This window comes from Vreelandella titanicae BH1 (assembly GCF_000336575.1).
Lineage (GTDB): Bacteria > Pseudomonadota > Gammaproteobacteria > Pseudomonadales > Halomonadaceae > Vreelandella > Vreelandella titanicae.
On record NZ_AOPO01000008.1, the window covers coordinates 153,047 to 173,182 of the forward strand.

Annotated in this window: 19 protein-coding genes, 3 tRNA genes and 1 pseudogene; 18 read left to right on the top strand and 5 right to left on the bottom strand. The window is 50.2% G+C overall.

Annotated features, from left to right (window positions below; translation table 11 throughout):
* Positions 1 to 211: 211 nt before the first annotated feature.
* The 9 genes and pseudogenes from HALTITAN_RS25600 to HALTITAN_RS15425 form a co-directional block, all read left to right on the top strand.
* Entirely contained in the window at positions 212 to 364 is a 153-nt protein-coding gene (locus tag HALTITAN_RS25600) for a hypothetical protein (RefSeq protein WP_161609186.1), read from the top strand.
* A complete protein-coding gene (locus tag HALTITAN_RS15395) occupies positions 361 to 879 on the top strand; it encodes a hypothetical protein (protein ID WP_009287660.1) in 519 nt (172 codons plus the stop codon). The genes HALTITAN_RS25600 and HALTITAN_RS15395 overlap by 4 nt, the downstream gene beginning before the upstream one ends.
* 647 nt (positions 880 to 1,526) lie before the next feature.
* Positions 1,527 to 1,775, top strand: a complete 249-nt coding sequence (locus tag HALTITAN_RS25410; RefSeq protein WP_152419278.1) for a hypothetical protein — start codon at positions 1,527 to 1,529, stop codon at positions 1,773 to 1,775.
* 116 nt (positions 1,776 to 1,891) lie between these two features.
* Positions 1,892 to 2,263, top strand: a complete 372-nt coding sequence (locus HALTITAN_RS15400; RefSeq protein WP_039859684.1) for a hypothetical protein — start codon at positions 1,892 to 1,894, stop codon at positions 2,261 to 2,263.
* An 88-nt stretch (positions 2,264 to 2,351) separates the two neighbouring features.
* Positions 2,352 to 3,587 carry a hypothetical protein gene (locus HALTITAN_RS15405; RefSeq protein WP_152419279.1) on the top strand — a complete coding sequence of 412 codons (1,236 nt, stop codon included), beginning with the start codon at positions 2,352 to 2,354 and terminating at the stop codon, positions 3,585 to 3,587.
* A 265-nt stretch (positions 3,588 to 3,852) separates the two neighbouring features.
* Positions 3,853 to 6,828 carry a BspA family leucine-rich repeat surface protein gene (locus HALTITAN_RS24545; protein WP_161609187.1) on the top strand — a complete coding sequence of 992 codons (2,976 nt, stop codon included), beginning with the start codon at positions 3,853 to 3,855 and terminating at the stop codon, positions 6,826 to 6,828.
* 271 nt (positions 6,829 to 7,099) lie between these two features.
* Positions 7,100 to 7,348 (top strand): hypothetical protein, encoded by a 249-nt coding sequence (locus HALTITAN_RS15415; RefSeq protein ID WP_039859686.1) that lies wholly within the window; start codon positions 7,100 to 7,102, stop codon positions 7,346 to 7,348.
* Between the two features lie 180 nt (positions 7,349 to 7,528).
* A complete protein-coding gene (locus tag HALTITAN_RS15420; RefSeq protein ID WP_009287663.1) occupies positions 7,529 to 8,074 on the top strand; it encodes a ubiquitin family protein in 546 nt (181 codons plus the stop codon).
* A 383-nt stretch (positions 8,075 to 8,457) separates the two neighbouring features.
* Positions 8,458 to 9,097 (top strand): annotated as a pseudogene (locus tag HALTITAN_RS15425) (transposase); the annotation flags it as partial.
* A gap of 347 nt (positions 9,098 to 9,444) precedes the next feature.
* On the opposite strand, the gene HALTITAN_RS15430 reads toward HALTITAN_RS15425, so the two are convergent.
* The 3 genes from HALTITAN_RS15430 to HALTITAN_RS15440 form a co-directional block, all read right to left on the bottom strand.
* Positions 9,445 to 9,531 (bottom strand) — tRNA-Leu (locus HALTITAN_RS15430).
* A 45-nt stretch (positions 9,532 to 9,576) separates the two neighbouring features.
* Positions 9,577 to 9,663, bottom strand: a tRNA-Leu gene (locus HALTITAN_RS15435).
* A 64-nt stretch (positions 9,664 to 9,727) separates the two neighbouring features.
* Positions 9,728 to 9,814: transfer RNA gene (locus HALTITAN_RS15440), tRNA-Leu, on the bottom strand.
* Positions 9,815 to 10,063: 249 nt separating this feature from the next.
* Here HALTITAN_RS15440 and rnr point away from each other — a divergent pair.
* From rnr to HALTITAN_RS15485, 9 genes are all read left to right on the top strand, one after another.
* Entirely contained in the window at positions 10,064 to 12,481 is a 2,418-nt protein-coding gene (gene rnr, locus HALTITAN_RS15445; protein ID WP_027960143.1) for a ribonuclease R, read from the top strand.
* A 2-nt stretch (positions 12,482 to 12,483) separates the two neighbouring features.
* Positions 12,484 to 13,269, top strand: a complete 786-nt coding sequence (gene rlmB / locus HALTITAN_RS15450) for a 23S rRNA (guanosine(2251)-2'-O)-methyltransferase RlmB (protein ID WP_009287665.1) — start codon at positions 12,484 to 12,486, stop codon at positions 13,267 to 13,269.
* 219 nt (positions 13,270 to 13,488) lie between these two features.
* Positions 13,489 to 13,866 carry a 30S ribosomal protein S6 gene (gene rpsF, locus HALTITAN_RS15455; protein ID WP_007113338.1) on the top strand — a complete coding sequence of 126 codons (378 nt, stop codon included), beginning with the start codon at positions 13,489 to 13,491 and terminating at the stop codon, positions 13,864 to 13,866.
* Between the two features lie 33 nt (positions 13,867 to 13,899).
* Positions 13,900 to 14,127, top strand: a complete 228-nt coding sequence (gene rpsR / locus HALTITAN_RS15460; protein ID WP_008958980.1) for a 30S ribosomal protein S18 — start codon at positions 13,900 to 13,902, stop codon at positions 14,125 to 14,127.
* A 12-nt stretch (positions 14,128 to 14,139) separates the two neighbouring features.
* Positions 14,140 to 14,991: a hypothetical protein gene (locus tag HALTITAN_RS15465; protein ID WP_027960144.1), complete on the top strand. Its 852-nt coding sequence runs from the start codon at positions 14,140 to 14,142 to the stop codon at positions 14,989 to 14,991.
* 15 nt (positions 14,992 to 15,006) lie between these two features.
* Positions 15,007 to 15,453 carry a 50S ribosomal protein L9 gene (gene rplI / locus HALTITAN_RS15470; protein ID WP_022522724.1) on the top strand — a complete coding sequence of 149 codons (447 nt, stop codon included), beginning with the start codon at positions 15,007 to 15,009 and terminating at the stop codon, positions 15,451 to 15,453.
* 276 nt (positions 15,454 to 15,729) lie between these two features.
* A complete protein-coding gene (gene dnaB / locus HALTITAN_RS15475; RefSeq protein WP_009287667.1) occupies positions 15,730 to 17,118 on the top strand; it encodes a replicative DNA helicase in 1,389 nt (462 codons plus the stop codon).
* Positions 17,119 to 17,225: 107 nt separating this feature from the next.
* Positions 17,226 to 17,519, top strand: a complete 294-nt coding sequence (locus HALTITAN_RS15480; protein ID WP_022522725.1) for a hypothetical protein — start codon at positions 17,226 to 17,228, stop codon at positions 17,517 to 17,519.
* A gap of 197 nt (positions 17,520 to 17,716) precedes the next feature.
* The gene (locus tag HALTITAN_RS15485) at positions 17,717 to 18,019 is read left to right on the top strand and encodes a DUF6482 family protein (protein ID WP_039859688.1); all 303 of its coding nucleotides are present in this window, start codon (positions 17,717 to 17,719) and stop codon (positions 18,017 to 18,019) included.
* 15 nt (positions 18,020 to 18,034) lie between these two features.
* Here HALTITAN_RS15485 and HALTITAN_RS15490 read toward each other — a convergent pair whose 3' ends face one another.
* The gene (locus HALTITAN_RS15490; protein WP_039859690.1) at positions 18,035 to 18,433 is read right to left on the bottom strand and encodes a thiol-disulfide oxidoreductase DCC family protein; all 399 of its coding nucleotides are present in this window, start codon (positions 18,431 to 18,433) and stop codon (positions 18,035 to 18,037) included.
* On the bottom strand, positions 18,430 to 20,019 hold the full coding sequence (locus HALTITAN_RS15495; protein ID WP_009287668.1) for a cryptochrome/photolyase family protein: 1,590 nt from the start codon (positions 20,017 to 20,019) through the stop codon (positions 18,430 to 18,432). The genes HALTITAN_RS15490 and HALTITAN_RS15495 overlap by 4 nt, the downstream gene beginning before the upstream one ends.
* Positions 20,020 to 20,136 lie beyond the last annotated feature (117 nt).

Below are 20,136 nucleotides of genomic sequence, written 5' to 3' on the forward strand. Positions count from 1 at the left end.
CTGGTTAGACACTCTTCTTGGTAGTTTTTCTTAACCGTCAACGAATTCACGTAGCTGGTGTGAAGGCACAGGCTATACCAGGCGATAGAAAAGTGGCGAAGGTGCTTTGGGCAGTGGCGTTATGCCGCTCAACATACTGACAAACCTTTCGTCACATCCAACAAGCCTGCCATTTAGCAGGCGATGATCAAATAGCAAGGGACACATGATGATGAAAAGAACTGCAAGCGTTATTGCAACCGTAGCGCTGGTCGCTACGACTCATGCTCACGCCTTTGAGCCTCGGGTATCTGTGGGGGCTGTGGCGGGTATGACTGGCTTGGGGCCGATGTTTCCTGGCGCTTTAATGAAAATCTCGCGGTGACCGGGCGTTATACCGATGGCCTAAGCTATGACACCGATTTTAATCAGGATGGCGTCAATTACGATACCGACTTTGACCTAAAAGCCTCTAGCGTTAAATTGGATTACTTTCCCTTCGCTGGCAGGTTCTTTCTCTCAGCAGGTATTATGATGCCGGATATTGAAGCCAGCGTAACAGGTAACCCGCAAGATGGCTCGGTGTATGAACTTAACAACCGAAGCTACAACGCTAGCGAGATTGGCTCGGTGATTGGTAATGCTACCCTTACTGACGGTGTTCAACCGTATGTGGGCGTTGGCTGGCGTAGCTCCCATAAAGTGGGTCTGGCGCTGTTTTCTGAGCTTGGGCTAGTGGCTACCGATACGGATGTATCGCTAAGGACGAGCAGTAATCAGGAGTCCGTAGACCCTGTTCTTCAGCAAGATATCCGCGCAGAAGAACAAAAACTCAAAGACGACATTGAGAAGTTGCCTGTGTTCCCAGTGGCTGTGCTTGGCATTACTTATACGTTTTAACTGCAAGAGTAAGTCCTAAGGTGAAGGGGGGGATGTCACCCCCTTTCGTGGTCAATGGGGTCAGAGTCATTGAACCTTATCCGATCCAGGCTCATCTCTGCTTCAAGCCGCCGCAGATGATGCCTGTTCCAGCATATCATAACGTTATCGATGGCATAGGGCAGCAACGCGTGGCAAATGAGGCTATTTGATTACCCCCTGCGCAGGCCCCATCAAAGACGATGAAGCTGTTCAGGTGTGGTCGACCTGGGCAAACTCCCCGGCGATAGAGCCAGCTGTATTAATGTAGATAAAGGCGCTGCACTTACTGCACAGGCGCCCATTGGCAAACCATATACAACCCGTCTATCCATATCCAGGTAAGCATTCAACGCCTCACCGGTCTCGCCTACGTTGCCAGCAGCACCGCCAATGATTTCCTACGCTTTGGCGATCCCAGTACGCTGTGCATTAGTGCCACCAAGCAGTGCTAACGCTAGTGCATTTTTTTATTTTTTGCGGCAGTGTCCAGCCGGTTAGACAATCTAGTTGGTAAGTTTGTCTTAACCGCCAACTGATTACTTCTCTTGGTGGGAAAGCAAGTGAATACTGAATGTTTTGCGCCATATTTAGCACTGGTTATTATTCTCGGGTGAGGAGAAATCGATATGAAGAAAGTATTTGCTTTAGCTCTGGCTGTAGGTTTTGTGTCGACTTCTGCATTTGCTGGGGTGTCTAGCATCAGCAGTAATGGCAATGTCAGCGGAGTCCAATCTTGGAGAGTTGCATGCTCCTCAGGTAGTAGCTATATCATCTACAAGAAAAATGGCACTTGGTATCGGGGGGACATTGGCCACATGGGCAATCGCTATGATTCTTGGTCGCGTGATGATATTGCATCATTTGTATGTGGTTAACGAAAATGAGAGATGGTCGGTTATGCATATTGAATAGGAAAATTAATTGAATGTTTATTTTGTGAGACTCCTTGCCTTTCAAATTGTGTGAGTGGGGACTTTATGGAGTGAAATGTATGCTTTTTTTTAAAAATAATTTGGTGATGTTTTTGATTCTTTATCCAGCCGTTTTGTATGCCGCTGAGATAGATATTGAAGGTGTCGATATAGAAAAAGAAAGGCAGGTGCTAAGAGGTATGGATGTGCCCAAAAGTGGTCTCGACCAGATGATTGAAAGAGCGGCATCAAGTTTTTCAGAGAGTATTTCAGGAACAACGGATGAACAGCTGCAGTGCATGATGCGATGCGACTCACAATATCAAAATAATATTTCTACATGTAGCAGCCTAAGTCGCGATGGGTTCCCAGGGTATCTGGGGTCACCCCATGATAAGTGCACGTCTGAAGCTTACAATGTTAATAGTTCCTGTCAAACAAGATGTCCATAAGAAAGATTTGTGACAGTTCGTATAAAGCGGGCAACGTTAATTATATACTAGCATTGGCTAAATATCATAATTGTATGAAGGGGGTAAGATGAATAAGTTATATAAAATGCTGCCTGTTAGCTTGTTAAGTACTGTTATTCTATGTGGGTGTGTAAGCGGCTACTCTAATAATGAGTATCAAGGTAGTACTGCTCCACATGTATTTGATATGTTTGGTAAAGGAAAGAGAATAATTTTTTCCTGGGATGGTAATGATGTGCAAGCTATTAGGGCTGTTGATACCCTTGATATTTCACAGGCAGCATCTCTTAAGAGGTCAAGTTCGGATAGTATGAGCTATGCCTGTCTTCATGTTACAAGGGGGCGAGCAGGTTTATGCGATGGCGTTAGCTTTGATCTCTTTGAGGAAAGACAATTTAGTGGCGTGGCAGACTCTATTGTTGGGACTGCGCTACTGCCTTTGACTCTTTCTTTGGATATTCTTGAGCCGCACAAAAAAGGGGGTAATACCGCAAATAGTTTTACTAATGTAGGTGTTAGTCGAGAAGCAATTAGTTATTTCTCTAGGCTGTTGAATGAAGCTGTTTATAAGGATTATGTTTCGGCAAAGTCTCAGCAGTCAATTGAACAGTTTGAGAGCTTTATGGAGAAGTATAATGTTGAGTATGATGATGAGAAGTTTTCTTCTGTTTTAGATGAAATTAAGAGGGGTAGTATTGTTAGGTATCGTAATATGGGCACTGTAGATGGGTATTTGTCAGCTTTTGGGCTTTCCTTAAGTTCTTATGATTCAGATAATGCTAAAAATCTAGCAGTGACTCAAGGAGAAAAGGAAAAAGTAGCTGAATATTTGCGTGACGTAGAAGAGGGAGAAATTATTCGCCTGGGAGAGGAGGTGCTAACTTATGAGGTGGAGAGCAACCATTCAGAAGGTATTGGTCAAAGCTCGGCTGGTCTTGTTTCACGCACTCAGGCAACAGCAAGGGATGTGAATACTAGGGTAAGGGTGACAATGAATGTTAGGCCGTTAAACAATGATTATACAGTTCGTTTGAGAATTATTCAGCATGCTGAGCATCAATGCATTTCATCGATGGAAAAAACATCTTATCCAATCCAAGAATGCGATATTTTAAATGACGATAGAGATATTGGAGAAGTTGAACTAACTCTTTCTAAAAGTAATAACTGGACTGGTGTGCAAGAGATTAATAGCAAAGTGGCGTATTTTACTGTCATTGAAAGCCCAGTGGCTAAGCATGAGGCTGTACTCTCAAAGCTCGCTGTGGAACCTGAATTAGTTAGTATTGAGGCTGTTCGGTAGTTGATGTTGGGGAGTTATAAAGAGCCCTTTTAGATATGAAGCGATATTTTTCTGAAGGCTCTATTCAAGGTTTTCTTGGGGATGTATTGCTTCCAAAGGTTTGCAAATTTATGTCATTGGAGCTTAACAACTTTCTCCAGCGCGCCACTTTTTCTCGGTTTTTTTGCAGCAGTGTCCAACCGGTTAGACACATCGATTGTTAAGTTAACAAATAAATCTGCTTGGGTAGCAGCCCCCCGCGATGGCATGGCTTGAGGAAATGGATATGACGGCACCTGACACAAATTTGCGTAATTGGTTCGATGACGGCACAGACCCGGATGGCAATCCCATTCTTGATATAACCGGCTGGGATACAGGCAGTGTCACTGATATGGGGCTTATGTTCGCCAGAGCAGAAGCATTTAATCAGGATATTGGTGGCTGGGATACCGCCAACGTTACCTATATGGATGGCATGTTCCAAGGTGATGACTATGACACCACCTCGTTCAATCAGGATATAGGTGGTTGGAGCACCTCTAGTGTCACTGATATGAGCAGCATGTTCGCATGGAACAGGGCTTTCAATCAGGATATCGGCGATTGGGATACCGCCAGCGTTACCGATATGAATAGGATGTTTTACGAGGCTAGAGTCTTTAATCAGGATATCAGCGGCTGGGATACCGCCAGTGTAACGGATATGGCGCGGATGTTCGCCTGGACCAACGTGTTTAATCAGGATATCGGTGACTGGGACACCTCAAGCGTTACTGATATGAGTGGCATGTTCGAAGTTGCTAGAGAGTTTAATCAGGATATCGGTGGCTGGAACACCGCCAGTGTTACCGATATGAGTGAAATGCTCTCGGATGCTTATGAATTTGATCAAGATATTGGCGGCTGGGACACTTCCAGCGTTACCAATATGAGTGAAATGTTCTTTAATGCAGTGGAGTTTGACCAGAATATTAGTGACTGGGATACCTCCAGTGTTACTGATATGAGTTACATGTTCGCATGGGCTAGAGTGTTCGATCAGGATATTGGCGGTTGGGACACCTCCAGCGTTACCAATATGAGTGGCATGTTCCTCAATGCTATAAACTATCCTAATTATTCATTTAATCAGGATGTTGGTGGCTGGGATACCTCCAGTGTTACTGATATGAGTGATATGTTTAATGGTGCTGATGTGTTCAACCAGTATATCGGTGGCTGGGATACCTCCAGCGTTACCGATATGAGTGGCATGTTTAATGATACTGATGCGTTCGATCAGGATATAGGCGGCTGGGATACCTCCAGCGTTACTAATATGGATTTAATGTTCGGAAATGCTGATGCGTTCAACCAGGATATCGGCGGCTGGGATACCTCGAGTGTCACCACTATGCATGGCATGTTCAGTGAGGCCGATGCGTTCGATCAAGATATCGGCGGCTGGGATACCTCCAGCGTCACTAAAATGAGGGGGATGTTTTCTTACACCGATGTATTTAATCAAGACATTGGCGGCTGGGATACCTCGAGTGTCACCACTATGTATGGCATGTTCAGTGAGGCCGATGCGTTTGATCAAGATATCGGCGGCTGGGATACCTCGAGTGTCACCTATATGCATGAAATGTTCGTAGATGCCGATGCATTCGATCAGGATATCGGCGACTGGAATACCTCGAGTGTCACCTATATGCATGAAATGTTCGTAGATGCCGATACGTTCGATCAGGATATCGGCAGCTGGGATACCTCGAGTGTCACCACTATGTATGGCATGTTCGAAAATGCCGATGCGTTCAATCAAGATCTGTCGGGGCTTGAGATTCAGAATGTGACCAATATGGAGGGAATGCTAAACGACTCCGGTCTTTCCGTTAGCAACTACGACGCTACGCTGAATGGTTGGTATCTGCAGGCTCAGGCAAGCAGTGCGCTAAGGGCTACCTCAAGTGATATCACCCAGGGCGAAAAGGGGCTGAGTTATTCAAGCCAGCAGCAAGCTCTGATAAGCGGTGTGCAACGTGATGTAACCCTGGGGGCGGAAGGGTTGCTTTATTCAAGCGATGCCCAGGAAGCCCGCGATGCGCTGATTAACGACTTTGGTTGGGATATTCAGGGCGATGCGCTCTGGACGCCAGGCACCAACCGTAATCCCAATGCGATTATCGATTTTGTGGAAATAGCGGGCACGGCAAGCGCAGTGACTTTTGACCCATTGGCCAATGATCGAGATGAAGATGGGGATGAACTGAGCATTGACTCCTGGAGTGGCCCGGCTAATGGCACCGTGACTGATAATGATGATGGTACCCTGACCTACACGCCTACCGATGATTTCAGCGGCAAGGATGGCTTCACTTACACCATCGCCGATGGTAATGGCGGGACAGATACCGCTACTGTGAATATTGGTTTGGCGTCTAATCCAGAGCCACAGCCTGAACCCGAACCACAGCCTGAACCAGAGCCAGAACCAGAACCACAGCCTGAACCGGAACCACAGCCCGCACCGCAGCCAGAGCCTGTTCCTGATATAGAGCAAAACACGGCACCTGTGGCGAACAACGACGACCTGGTAGGGCGGTTCGGTTGGTTGGTGAGCGGTAACCTGTTTGCGGATAACGGTAACGGTGCTGATCAGGATGCTGATGGTGACGAGATTGTCATTACCGCCATTGATGGGCTAGACGTGGTTTTTGACACTGCCATTGAGCTGGAGTCTGGCGCAACAGTCATCGTGCAGGAAAACGGTGATTTCGTTTACGACCAGGGTTCTGCGTTTGAAGCCTCGGACGGTGAGGCTGCTGTGGATACCTTCGAGTATGCCATTGAAGATAGCGAGGGCGCTGAATCAGCAGCAGTGGTATCTGTCGAGTTAGGTGAAGTGACGGATAGCGTTGAGGTGTCGGTGATTGAGGCGCTTTACCAAGTAGCATTTGACCGCGAGGCGGATACTGGCGGGCTGGATTACTGGGCCAGTATTCGTGAAGGGGGCAGTAGCGTGTTGGATATTGCTGATTTCTTCTTCGCGTCTGACGAATTTGTCAGCGAGCACGATGATAGCTTGGGCGATGATGACTTCTTGACCTTGTTATATCAAAACGCCTTTGATCGTACACCCGATGCTGAAGGCCTGGAGTACTGGTCTGAAGCGCTGGAAGCTGAACAAGTGGATCAGGGTGATGTAATGGCCTACATTGCTTCGTCCGATGAAATGCAGACTAAATATCTGGCGGAAGGTTTTATTTTCGCCTGATAGCACAGCTCTGACAGTGACATAAGCGGCTACTCTTTCTCGGATTTTATCTTGAGAAGGGTAGCTGCTTTTTTGTGAGAAAAATACCAGCTCTATTTCATAGAGGCGTCTTTTGCGGTTTTTTTGCGCTGTGTCCAGCCGGTTAGACAATGTTCTTGCTAACTTTGACTTAATCACCAACTGAAAAGCTCATTTGGTGAGATTTCAAGTTAAGGCCGGATGCTTTGCATCACATTAGCGTTAGTTATTTTTCGTATGAGGAGAAGCTGATATGAAGAAAGTGTTTGCTTTAGTGCTGGTTGCAGGTTTTGTGTCAACCACTGCATTTGCTGGGGTCTCTAACATTAGTAATAATGGCAATGTCAGCGGAGTCCAATCTTGGAGAGTAGAATGCTCCTCTGGGAGCAGCTACATCATTTACAAGAAAAGTGGCACTTGGTATCGGGGTGATATCGGTCATCTGGGCAATCGCTATGATTCCTGGTCGCGTGATGATGTTGCATCATTTGTATGTGGTTAAGTAAATAACGGGTTGGGTGAGATTTCCTCGCCCGGCCTTTCAATGAGGAGCTACCATATTGATCGAAGGATGATATTGCATCTTTCATCTATGGTTAACCCTTCATAATTCGTCTAATGTCCGACGCAAATACGCTCGGCGTATGAATTCAGGAAAGAAGCAGAGGGTAGAGAAGGTCAAATGAAAAAAATATCATTAATTGCGGTAAGTGTTTTTTTGGCATGCAATTTAGCCTATTCTGATATGCCGAACTCTATTGCTGGTATAGAAGTGGGTGATACTGTTTCTAAAGCAAGGGATCAGTTAAGGCATTTGGAAGGTTATACTCTTAAACCATTTGGATATGGCCATTTAGATTGTGGAGTGGAAATTGAAGCAAAGTATAATGATGGGGAGATTGAGCTGTATGCTTTTGATGATAAAGTATCCTATATTAATTTTACCAGTGAGATCCCTGGTACTCAGCAGGAAATATCACGAGCTATACAGAATAAATATGGTAGAGCAAATGATGTAATAAATCATGGAGATAGGATAGAGCTTTATTACTCTAGTGGTAGCTTATACAAGCGTGTACATATTCAGATCTTCAAGCTACCTGATATAAATGGTATTTATATGACTCTGTCTCACGAAAATTTACAAAGAATAATGAGAGAAAACCAACAGTGCAACGAGAATTTGAAAATTGAAGGTGCAGACTCTAGTGTAATACCAAATGTTTAAAGCTTTCATAAGGCGTCCTGTCATTCACTGATTTTATACGATGTGTGAAAGTTTTTTTCACGAGTTAACGCTTCTCGACTTCACTATACCAATTGACTGTTAAGCCATCACCTGGGTCGACATCGCGCTCTTTTTGATACATCCGCTCAAGGTGCTTTCGTGCGCTGACATTCCCCCACAGTCAAGCTAGTTGGAGTATCAGCAGCTGTTAAACTCTGAACCATGTGGAACGTGACGAGGTTGCGATGAAGTGCTCCAAGCTATCCTTAAAAAGCTGCTCCCACTGCACAATCGCACGGCGCCGTGAAGTCGACACTTTCCCTATAGCTGCCTGCGAGCAATTTTTGATCACACGCGCTTCTGAAGTGTTTGAATAGATGTGACCACCCAAATTAAGGAAGACAGAGATCGTGCTGGACTTTGATGGCGCTGAGATTCACGTGTACGGAGAACAATCCGGCAAGTTCTTTAACCGCTATTACGATCACTACTACTTCCCGCTGTATGTCTTCTGTGGGCGTCATAGCTATCTGCGAACCACTGACCGCAGCGACAGCTGTCATAGCTGAGCCATTCTATCATTATTAGTGTGGTTTATCTGCCAGTGCTGGCCCGTCTAGAAAAAATCGGACTGGGCTCTAACCCCCAGTTTATCATTAGTCCCGTTACAACGACGGCTTCAAGCTTTACCACGAGCATTACTGCGTGCGGGGCAATATGGAGAACCGGATTAAGGATCAAAAACTGAGCCTGTTTGCTGATCGCATCTCCAACATGCACTGGTGGGCCAATCAGTGGCGGCTGATCTTGGAGGGCTTTGCCTATACGCTGTTCGAGCGATTACGCACTTACCTGAAGAAGACCCCTTTTGAGCGTATGAGACCAAGCAATATGAGTCTCAGGCTCATCAAAATGGGTGTGGTCATCATCCGCAATACGCGCCGAATCCGATCGCTGATGAGTAACAACTACCCATATAAAACAGAGCTATCCGGTCTCGTCAGACGATTGGTGCCGAGCTGAATGCTCGGGAGCTCCCTGTCCGGCACAATGGAGAAGGATAAAATGTCTGAATGACGTGAAGTTGTTAAAAAATAGTCCATTTAAGCTGCGCCAATAGGTGTTTAGAGGTATTACAGCCTGCGTGCGGTATTGGCTGAGGTACTAGGAGAATGAGAAATCCAGGCCACTGGTCATAACGAATGGCAGAGTGTTGTGAACATGATTAACAAATGCAGCTTACAGGAAAGAGCTGGCCCCTTCAGGAGAGTGGCAGTGTGTGCGAATACACTACTTACCGAATGTTAATTAGTATCAGGGGGTGAAAAGGGGCAAGTTAAACAACGATGCGGACTGGCCCATGTAAGTCATGGTGCCCAGGAGAGGACTTGAACCTCCACGTCCATACGGACACTAGCACCTGAAGCTAGCGCGTCTACCAATTCCGCCACCTGGGCGCATCATCTAACGCTTGGATTAACTACTTACTGTTTGTGTTCGTATGGTGCCCAGGAGAGGACTTGAACCTCCACGTCCATACAGACACTAGCACCTGAAGCTAGCGCGTCTACCAATTCCGCCACCTGGGCGAACACAAACCTTGCCTTGCTTAACACCGTACTGCTCATACCAATAGATAGCATAAAAGCAGTTTGGTGCCCAGAAGAGGACTTGAACCTCCACGTCCATACGGACACTAGCACCTGAAGCTAGCGCGTCTACCAATTCCGCCATCTGGGCAAGTGGCGCGTATAATACCGGGGTGATGGTTAAATGCAAGACCCCTAACGTGCTTTTTATAACGCAAATTGTATAAACAACGTCTAAGACGGTTGGGTGATTGAACGTGCAGCGCTATACTGCGCCTATGACTAAACAAAACCCTATTCATTTCAGCCTATCAAGCGTTGAAATATCCAGCCCGCAACGCAACGCGTTTGCGCCTTTTTTATGCCTCTCGCAAATGACGCCATCAAGGATGTTGATCGCATGAAGTATTGGACGTTAAGTGATGATCCGCACGCCGAGCGCGAGGCGCATAAATATGGCAACCCAGCGCCAAGCCGGGAGTATTTGCTTGCAGCCTTAGAAAGCTATGGCAAGCCGATCACTCACGAAAATATGAGCCGCATGCTGGGGCTGGAAGACGAAGAACTTATAGAAGCCGTCAGGCGCCGCTTGGCGGCGATGGAGCGCGACGGTCAGGTGCTGCGTGACCGTCGTGGCGCCTATGCGCTGATCGACAAGCTCGATCTAGTCAAAGGTAAAGTCCTTGGTCATCGAGACGGATTTGGCTTTTTACTTCGCGATGATGGCAAAAAGCCAGACCTGGTATTGCCCCCGCGCCAAATGCGCCGTGTTTTTCACGGTGACCACGTGCTGGCGCGCATTAGCGGCCGCGATCGCCGTGGTCGTGATGAGGCGACCATTGCCGATGTGATTGCACGCAACACGCAAACTATCGTCGGCGTTTACCGTAGTAATACGCCTGAGTTTGGCATTCTAATACCGGAAAATCCGCGTATCACTCAGGAAGTGATTATTCCTCATAGCGCCTGCGGTGGCGCGAAAGATGGCCAGGTGATCTCGGCCAAAATCGTTCAGCAGCCGGCCACCCGTGTTCAGCCGGTAGGTGAGGTAATCGAAGTGCTGGGTGAGCGTATGGATCCCGGTATGGAAATTGATATTGCGATTCGCAGTTACGATATTCCTGCAGAATTCCCGCCTGAAGTGCTCGACCAGATCGCCGGCATTTCAGCTGAAGTGTTGGAAGAGGATAAGCAGCACCGAGTTGACCTGCGTGACGTGCCGCTGGTTACCATTGACGATGAGTCTGCCAAAGACTTCGATGATGCTGTGTGTGCTTGGAAAACCAAATCCGGTAGTTGGAAACTGCTCGTCGCCATCGCGGACGTTTCCCACTATGTACGCCCAGGCACGCCGTTGGACGACGAAGGCCGCACACGGGGCAACTCGGTCTACTTCCCTGGTCAAGTGGTTCCCATGCTACCGGAACTGCTGTCCAACGGACTCTGTTCGCTGAACCCACACGTGGATCGGCTGGTGCTGGTGTGCGAGATGAATATTTCGCAAACCGGTGCGATTAGCCGCTACCGCTTCTACGAAGCCGTCATGAACTCCCACGCTCGCCTGACCTATAACAAGGTGGCCGCGATTCTCGACGATAAGAGCGAAGACGGTGAGGCGCTAAGGGCAGAGCACAGCGAGCTAGTTAAGCCGCTGAAAAATCTGGAAGAGCTTTACTACTTGTTGCGCGAAGCGCGTGCCGAGCGTGGTGCGATCGATTTTGACACCACTGAAACAGCAATCATCTTTAACGATGAGCGCAAAATCGAAAAAATCGTTCCACGTAGCCGTAACAATGCTCACAAGTTAATTGAAGAGTGCATGCTGGCGGCCAACGTGGCGACTGCGCGCTTCCTGGATAAGCATGATTTGCCAGCGCTTTACCGTATCCATGAGCGCCCGACGCCGGAGCGGCTTGATAAGCTGCGTCTGTTCTTGAATGAGTTAGGTCTTGCTGTCGGCGGCGGTGATATGCCCACTCCGCAGGACTACCAGGCACTACGTGAAACGATTGCCGACCGCCCTGACTTCGATATCATTCAGACGGTCATGCTGCGCTCAATGAATCAGGCGGTCTACTCACCGCAAAACGAAGGCCACTTTGGCTTGGCCTACCAAGCCTACGCCCACTTTACCTCGCCGATTCGCCGCTATCCCGACCTGCTGGTACACCGCGCTATTCGTTCGGTGATCCGCGGTCCGCGCCAGACCAACACGGTGCTGCGCGTAGAAGGTGCGCCGGTTGAGCCGCCCAGCAAGTGGTGTCCGTATACCTTCGAGCAGATGCTTGAACTGGGTGAACACTGCTCAATGACTGAGCGCCGTGCCGACGAGGCCACTCGTGATGTAGAGAGCTGGCTGAAGTGCGAGTTTATGTCCGACAAGCTCGGCGAGATGTTCGAAGGTACCATCGCCTCCGTCACTCAGTTCGGTCTGTTTGTGCGTCTGGATGAGTTCTACGTGGAAGGCTTGGTTCACGTGACGTCGCTGCCTTCGGATTATTACCACTACGAAGCTGAGAAGCACCGTCTTAAAGGTGAGCGCACCGGCACGACCTACCGTTTGGGTGATGGTCTTACCGTCCAAGTGGCGCGTGTCGATATGGACGATCGTAAGATTGACTTTGGGCTGGGTGATGAAAAGCCGCGCCCACGCCGCCAGCCGCGTAAGAGCCGCGGTGGGGAAGGGGGCGCTGGTGCTAAAGGTGGTGGTGCTAAGGCATCTGGTAACAAACCATCCAATAGCGAGAAGCCTGCTACGCGTCGCGGCCCACGCCGTACGCGAAATGGCCCACGCAAACCATCACCGAATAAGGGCTGAGTATGAAGTCGGCGTCTTCACGGCGGGGCCCCAAGACCCCTGATGGTTTGGATCAGGTATATGGCGTTCATGCATTGCAAAGCCTGTTAGACAGAGGCGAAGCGCCCCGAGAGCTTTGGGTGCAGCAGGGGGCAGGGAGCCGCTTAAAAGAGCTGATTACCCAGGCCCAGGCGCATGGTGCTCGAGTAAAAGAGCAGCCCCGGGATTTGCTTGATCAGCTAACCCAGGGGGCGGCTCATCAGGGAGTGGTGGCGTTTTGTCCGCCGTTAACTCCTGAAGGTGAAGAGTCGCTCTGGCTTAAGCTACGCGCCTGGCCCTCGAATACACCACCGCTGTTGCTGATTTTGGATGGCGTGACGGATGTGCATAACTTTGGTGCCTGCCTGCGTAGCGCGGATGCCGCCGGTGCCCACGGCGTGATTGTGGCGAAAGATAAAGCCGCACCGCTCAATGCAACGGTGCGTAAAGTCGCTTGTGGCGCCGCCGAAGTGGTGCCGGTTTATCAAGTGACTAACTTGGCTCGCACCCTGGCCAAGCTAAAAGATGCCGGTGTCTGGATAACCGGTACGGCTGGTGAAGCTGAGGCCAGCGTTTTTGACATTGATATGACCGGCCCCACCGCGCTGGTGATGGGGGCGGAAGGCAAGGGCATGCGGCGCTTGACTCGCGAAGCCTGCGATAATCTTGCCAAGCTTCCCATGGCGGGGGAGGTCTCTAGCCTTAATGTCTCGGTGGCTACTGGTATTTGCCTGTTCGAGGCTGTCCGTCAGCGCCAGCTTGCAAGTTAACCGCCGTGCTACTAAGATACACGCGCCCGTTTGTCTGCAAGCGGGTGTTAGCTGTCGTTGAAGTATTAGCTTTTGCTGAAATGAAAAGTTCTGTTTGATGCCCCTGTGGCCGCCTAGCGCGGTGGCGGAGCACTTCAGTTAACTCCTTGCTTCCCTGTCGTCGTTTATTGCGTTAAGCAATGGCACACAAAGGAAGCTGTCAAACCGCAAGGAGATCCCATGCGTCATTACGAAATCGTGTTTATGGTCCACCCGGATCAAAGCGAGCAGGTGCCGGCAATGGTCGAGCGCTACACCAGCATCGTTACCGAAAACAGCGGCACTGTGCATCGTCTAGAAGATTGGGGCCGTCGTCACTTGGCTTACCCGATCAACAAGATCCACAAAGCCCACTACGTGCTGATGAACGTTGAATGTAGCGGCGAGACTCTCGACGAGATCGAGAACATCTTCCGTTACAACGACGCCATTATCCGCAGCCTGGTTGTTCGCTGCAAAGAAGCTGTTACTGAAGCTTCCCCGATGATGAAACCGGCAGAAGAAAAACGTCCGCGTCGCGAAGAAAAACCGCGCGCTGAAGAAGAAGAAACTGCCTGATTTTATTCACTGCACGTTTTAAGGAGCTAGTCCATGGCACGTTTTTTCCGTCGCCGTAAGTTTTGCCGCTTCACCGCTGAAGGCATCAAGCAGATCGATTACAAAGATCTGGACACGCTGAAGGCTTACATCACCGAAACCGGCAAGATCGTTCCAAGCCGTATTACCGGCACCAAAGCACGCTATCAGCGTCAGTTGGCGACCGCTATCAAGCGTTCGCGTTATCTGGCACTGCTGCCCTACTCCGATAGCCACCAGTAAGCGTTTAACGTGATGCTGGCACTAGCCCGATGGCTAATGCGGGGCACGCCTTACGCTGCAGGCGGGGCGGCCTTGGCAACGCTAGTGCCTTGGCTGTTCTGGTTAGGAGCAGCCATCGCTGCGTTGATGACGCTGCGCAGAGGTTTTGCCCCTGCGCTACCGGTCATCATCGCCGCAGCACTACCAGCCGGTTGGTGGTGGGCTCAGGGTGATGTGATTCCGCTTGCTAGCATACTGCTGGTTACGCTGATGGCCGTTATCCTGCGCGAGAGGATGCGTTGGGGAGAAACCTTGATTGTGGGGACGTTGGTCGCCTCTGTCATGGTTCAACTCGGCATCTTCAGTCCGCCAGGTGGCACTGAGCTAATGCTTGAGCAGTTGCGAGAAGGTTCAGAAGAAGTGGATCGCATGCTCACGGAATTTGCCAATCAAGGCTACGATACTCAAACCATTGCCGCACTGGTGGTGGGTGGAGTAACCGGGCTTGTGGTGCTGTTGGCAGCCATAGTGTGCTTGGCACTTGCGCGGAGTTGGCAAGCTGGGTTGTACAACCCAGGTGGCTTTCGCGAAGAGTTTCACGCACTGCGCTTGACCCCTAAAGAACTGGCCGTGCTGGTCGTCATTGGGGTGATAGGTATGCTGCTAGGCGCTCATGCGCTGGCGATGCTTGGTTGGATTCCGCTGTTGGTAGCTGGCGTTGCGTTAGTGCACGGGTTTATTGGAATAAAGGGGATGAACGGGCTGTGGCTGGTAGCATTTTATGTGCTACTGATCACGACCTGGCCCACGATTCTCATTGTGCTGCTGTTGGGGCTGATTGATACATTCGCGAACGTTCGCGCACGCCTTGCCCGCAGCAACTGACAAGAGGTTTACGAGATGGAAGTCATTCTGCTCGACAACATTGGTAAGCTGGGCGGCCTGGGTGACAAGGTCACCGTGAAGCCTGGTTATGGTCGTAACTACTTGGTGCCTTACGGCTTAGCCGTACCGGCCACCAAAGACAACATCGAAGCGTTTGAAGCACAGCGTGCTGAGCTCGAAGCGCAAGCCGCTGAGCGTAAGGCAGAAGCCGAAGCGCGCGCTGAGCAGCTAAACGACATCGAACTGTCTTTGGTTTCCAAAGCAGGCGATGAAGGCAAGCTGTTTGGTTCTATTGGTCCGCGTGACCTGGCCGACGCGATTTCCTCTGCTGGCATCGATATTGCCAAAAGCGAAGTCCGCATGCCAAATGGCCCAATTCGTCAAACTGGCGAATACGACATCACTCTTCACTTGCACGCTGAAGTGGATGCCGTTGTACGCGTAGTGGTAGTTGCAGAGTAATTGAGCGAGTAGTTAAGTTAGTAACGACGTAAAGTCGTTACTAACGGCAGCTAATACAGCTGCCTCAAAAGGCGCGGGGTTTCTCCCGCGCCTTTTGTTTTTCCGGGTATCCGCTAGTTCTGGATATTCGCTATTTTTTGGGCGTTGCCAAAACTATCCAGCCCATCCCCCGCTGGGTATTTTAAGACAACGCCTTGATCATGTTGGTAGTCGCACCGCATGCGGCTAAGATAAGCATCTTCACCGGCTACGCAGTAGTGTTTAAAGGAGCTCGCTATGCAGGACCAGCCTTCTGCTGATACAGAAACGGCAGCGCTAAAACTGCCGCCGCATTCATTAGAGGCGGAGCAGTCGGTACTAGGCGGGCTCATGCTAGACAACCAGGCCTGGGATAACGTTTCAGAGCGGTTGGTCGCTGATGACTTCTACCGCTATGAGCACCGTTTGGTGTTCAACGTGATGATTCATCTGGCTGAAGCCGGTCAGCCGCTGGATGTGGTGACGCTTTCTGAAGCGCTGGAAGCGCGTGATCACTTGGATACCGTAGGCGGCCTGGCGTTTTTGGCAGAGCTTGCTCGTAACACGCCCTCTGCCAGTAATATTCGCGCCTATGCTGATATCGTGCGTGAGCGGGCAACGCTGCGCAAGCTGATCCGTGCGGCTAATCAAATTGCCGATAGTGCCTTTACTCCCCAGGGGCGCCCGGCTGATGAATTGCTTAACGAAGCCGAGCGGTTAGTGTTCCAGATTGCCGAGGAGCGCCCCAAAACGGGCGGCCCCATTGGCATGAGCGATCTATTGACCAAGGCGGTGGATCGTATTGATGAGCTGTTTAATCTGAAAGGTGAAATGACCGGGCTTTCCACTGGTTTTCGTGATCTGGATGAAATGACCACCGGGTTGCAGCCATCCGATATGGTGGTCATCGCCGGTCGACCCTCGATGGGTAAAACGACCTTCGCTATGAACCTGGTTGAACATGCGGTGATTTCCAGCGACAAGCCAGTCATGGTGTTCTCCATGGAGATGCCCGCAGAGTCGCTCATGCTGAGGATGCTGTCTTCCCTGGGCCGAATCGATCAAACCCGTGTGCGTACCGGGCAACTGGAGGACGAGGATTGGCCGCGTTTAACCTCAGCGGTTAATCTGCTCAAAGACAAACAGCTGTTTATCGACGACACCGCGGCCTTGTCGCCTAACGAAATGCGCTCAAGGTTGCGCCGTGTGGTGCGTGAACATGGCAATATCGCACTGGTCATGATCGATTATCTTCAGTTGATGCAGATCCCTGGCTTTAGCGAAAACCGCACCGGTGAGATTTCCGAGATTTCGCGCTCCTTGAAGGGGTTGGCGAAAGAGTTTAACTGCCCTGTGGTGGCTCTTTCTCAGTTGAACCGCTCCTTGGAGCAGCGCCCCAACAAACGCCCGGTTATGTCGGATCTGAGGGAATCTGGTGCGATCGAGCAGGATGCCGACGTCATTGCCTTCGTTTATCGCGATGAGGTCTATAATCCAGATAATCCCGACAATCAGGGGATTGCTGAGTTAATTATCGGTAAGCAGCGTAATGGTCCTATCGGCACGGTGCATATGGCCTTTATCGGCAAATATACCCGCTTTGAGGATTTGGCCCCGGATAGTTACGGCCAAGCGTTCGGCGACTAAGTTAATGATGACTGGTTTGTGATGACAGGCTAGTGATAAGTAGCTTGAGGATGGGGGGCGAGTTCGTATAATGCCTCACCCACGATATGTAAAAACGGGAGCAGCAAATGGCAGGTGGATTTCGGCGCGGTAACCGGCAGCGTCTTCCTAAGTTAGAAGGTCGCGGTGAGCTAGAGGCGATAGAGCGCGAAGGCCCTTTTAAAGAGTGGCTAGGTATGCCGGATCTTTATCGCTACCATTTAGTGGTCGCAGGCGAGAAGTATAGTTACCAGACTGAAGATGGTGAGCTGCCTGTGACGGTGGGAGATAAGGTCGTGTTCCGCTACAAAGAGACTAAAGGCGGCAACTGGATTGACCGCAATTCGCTTGGCAAAGCGATCGACCCCTCTGAATATCAATAATCAATTGATATCTTGACCTTCCGGTCAGGAACTCTCTTGCACTATTGACCTCCTAGCTATTAATGTCTAGTTATTGCTTGTTGTCATTACATTGCAATGACGGGGCAACAGAAGTGTCATGGGGTACAGTCATGCTGTGCCCTGATGACATGCCGTCTGACATAACGTATGAAATAGCCAAATAATAGGAGGGAACCATGGAACTTAAGGATCTTAAGCAGTTTGTCGCCAATCACGACAATTTTGAAATTCGCGTGATTACCCATTCGGGCAGCCTTTTTTATCAGGTTGAGCTGGAAGACGTTGAAGGCGAGCGTCATATGCTGACGCAGCGTACCAAGCCAATGCTGTTTCGCTCGCTAGATGATGCCTATATGGATCTCAAGCGCGCCGGGATTCATCGCGCTTACCTAGTACAGCATGTGCCCCACGATGAAGTGATAGGCCGCGACGCGCACTATAGTGAGCCGCTCACATCGCGTATGCCGCTTGTTTTTTAACGCTGCTCTCACCCATCAACGTTTAGTCTGACGCTTTTCCCACCACTGCCCAAGCCGAATTCGGCGACGGGCAAAAAATCGGTAACCGGCATTCATTATGCCGTGTACTCCCGGTAAGCACGAAAACCTCACCAGCCGCCGATAGCCCAACACTGCATAGAGGGCACGGCTGGCATCCATGCCGATGTACCATCTCCCTTGACTATCACGCAGGTGCAACTGGCCCATCATGGCGTTAAATTCTTGCCCATACGCCTGAGCGTTAAAATCACGGGCCTGAATATCTATCAGCGCGATGTGTTCCCGATGGCGATGCTTTTCCAGCCACGCGACTTCCTGTTGGCAAAAGGGGCAGTGACCATCGTGAAATAGCGTAACTGGCGGTGCAGCATGTAGTGGCGTGTAGCGGCTCATGGTGACTCCTGGTTGGTATTGGCCGAATAACCTGCTGTGTGGCAGGGCTGCCCGTAGCCAGGCGATGTTTCCAATTGATCCAAAAAGTGCTCAGCCTGTTGGCGGATAGCCTCGCGCTTCTCGTCGGCCATGCGGTTGAGGGAGCCGTAAATCAGCTTCATGCGAGGGGTCTTACTCAGGCGCTCAGCGTTGGTTTCGAGAAAGTGCCAGTAAAGGCTGTTGAAAGGGCAGGCTTTTGGCCCCGTGACCTGCTTGGGTGAGTAACGGCAGTGCTGACAATGGTCGGACATTTTGTCGATATACTTGCCCGACGCACAGTAGGGCTTTGAGCCCATTAAGCCGCCGTCGGCATGGAGCACCATCCCTAGGGTGTTAGGCAGCTCTACCCACTCACTGGCATCTGCATAAACCGCTAAGTACCAGTCGCATAGCGCCTCAGGTTTAACTCCGCATAGTAAGGCGAAATTGCCTGTCACCATCAGTCGTTGAATATGGTGGGCGTAGCTATTGTCGATGGTCATCTGAATAGCGCGCTGCAAGCAGCGCATATCGGTATCCGCGTCCCAGTAAAACGCTGGCAGGTCGCGCTCAAAACCTAGCTGATTAGACCCTTTGTAGCTGGGCATCTGCGTCCAGTAGAGCCCTCGCACATACTCACGCCAGCCAAGAATTTGGCGGATAAACCCTTCCACGGCGTTGATCGACACGTCACCGCCATAGTAACGCTGCTCGGCGGCTTCGCAGACTTCATGGGGCGACAGCAGGCCGATGTTCATCGCAGCTGAGAGGCGCGAGTGATACAAATAAGGTGCAGAGTCACTGATTGCGTCTTGATAGCGGCCAAAATCAGCCAATCCATGGTCTATAAAATGGTGTAAATCCACCAGCGCTTGTCGACGAGTGACAGGCAGGTTGAAATTATCCAGAGACCCCATATGGTCGCCAAAATGGCGCTTGGCATCGTTTAGCGCTTCTTGGGTGATCGCATCCTGACGATGTTGAGGTAGCTCAGGGAAATCCAGTTTGGCTTTGATAGGCTGGCGATTGTCGTGGTCAAAATTCCATTTGCCGCCAACGGGCTCGTCGCCCTCCATCAAGTACCCGGTACGTTTGCGCTGTTCTCGGTAAAAGTACTCAAGGCGCAGCTGTTTGCGTCCGCTTGCCCATTGGCTAAAGTCATCGGGTGTGGTGAAAAAGCGCTCATCCTCAAGTAGTCGCCACGGAATCGTTGCGTTTTCGCGCTGCTGCATCGTCTCCCATAGCCGCCATTCGCCAGGTCGGGCAACGCGTATCTCATTGCAGCCGTACTGTTGCGCGATGCGTTCGGCTTCCTCAATAAGGGAGTGGCAATTATCTGCATCATCCAGCGCGCTGTAGTGCACTTGAAAGCCTTTTTCGCGCAGTGCCTGGGCAAAGTGACGCATGGCAGCCAAAAAGAGGCCAATTTTATGGATATGATGGGGAACATAGCGCGCTTCCTCGCCAACTTCGCACAGGGCAACCACGGCATTGGCGGGCGCGTCTTGCAGCGTTGTGAGTGAAAACGAGAGCTGGTCGCCGAGCACCAAAAGCAAAGGCTTGGACATGAGTTAGCCTGTAATTATACAAATGATGCCGATAGTATAACTTTATACCGCCACTTTGCCGAAAAGTGATAGGATTTAATCAATTGATAGAGGTACTGAGCACCATCGTTATTTTTC

Coding starts and splice junctions, on each gene's coding strand:
- HALTITAN_RS25600 (WP_161609186.1), top strand. CDS start 212: ATGAAAAGAACTGCAAGCGTTATTGCAACCGTAGCGCTGGTCGCTACG.
- HALTITAN_RS25410 (WP_152419278.1), top strand. CDS start 1,527: ATGAAGAAAGTATTTGCTTTAGCTCTGGCTGTAGGTTTTGTGTCGACT.
- HALTITAN_RS15400 (WP_039859684.1), top strand. CDS start 1,892: ATGCTTTTTTTTAAAAATAATTTGGTGATGTTTTTGATTCTTTATCCA.
- HALTITAN_RS15405 (WP_152419279.1), top strand. CDS start 2,352: ATGAATAAGTTATATAAAATGCTGCCTGTTAGCTTGTTAAGTACTGTT.
- HALTITAN_RS24545 (WP_161609187.1), top strand. CDS start 3,853: ATGACGGCACCTGACACAAATTTGCGTAATTGGTTCGATGACGGCACA.
- HALTITAN_RS15415 (WP_039859686.1), top strand. CDS start 7,100: ATGAAGAAAGTGTTTGCTTTAGTGCTGGTTGCAGGTTTTGTGTCAACC.
- HALTITAN_RS15420 (WP_009287663.1), top strand. CDS start 7,529: ATGAAAAAAATATCATTAATTGCGGTAAGTGTTTTTTTGGCATGCAAT.
- rnr (WP_027960143.1), top strand. CDS start 10,064: ATGAAGTATTGGACGTTAAGTGATGATCCGCACGCCGAGCGCGAGGCG.
- rlmB (WP_009287665.1), top strand. CDS start 12,484: ATGAAGTCGGCGTCTTCACGGCGGGGCCCCAAGACCCCTGATGGTTTG.
- rpsF (WP_007113338.1), top strand. CDS start 13,489: ATGCGTCATTACGAAATCGTGTTTATGGTCCACCCGGATCAAAGCGAG.
- rpsR (WP_008958980.1), top strand. CDS start 13,900: ATGGCACGTTTTTTCCGTCGCCGTAAGTTTTGCCGCTTCACCGCTGAA.
- HALTITAN_RS15465 (WP_027960144.1), top strand. CDS start 14,140: ATGCTGGCACTAGCCCGATGGCTAATGCGGGGCACGCCTTACGCTGCA.
- rplI (WP_022522724.1), top strand. CDS start 15,007: ATGGAAGTCATTCTGCTCGACAACATTGGTAAGCTGGGCGGCCTGGGT.
- dnaB (WP_009287667.1), top strand. CDS start 15,730: ATGCAGGACCAGCCTTCTGCTGATACAGAAACGGCAGCGCTAAAACTG.
- HALTITAN_RS15480 (WP_022522725.1), top strand. CDS start 17,226: ATGGCAGGTGGATTTCGGCGCGGTAACCGGCAGCGTCTTCCTAAGTTA.
- HALTITAN_RS15485 (WP_039859688.1), top strand. CDS start 17,717: ATGGAACTTAAGGATCTTAAGCAGTTTGTCGCCAATCACGACAATTTT.
- HALTITAN_RS15490 (WP_039859690.1), bottom strand. CDS start 18,433: ATGAGCCGCTACACGCCACTACATGCTGCACCGCCAGTTACGCTATTT.
- HALTITAN_RS15495 (WP_009287668.1), bottom strand. CDS start 20,019: ATGTCCAAGCCTTTGCTTTTGGTGCTCGGCGACCAGCTCTCGTTTTCA.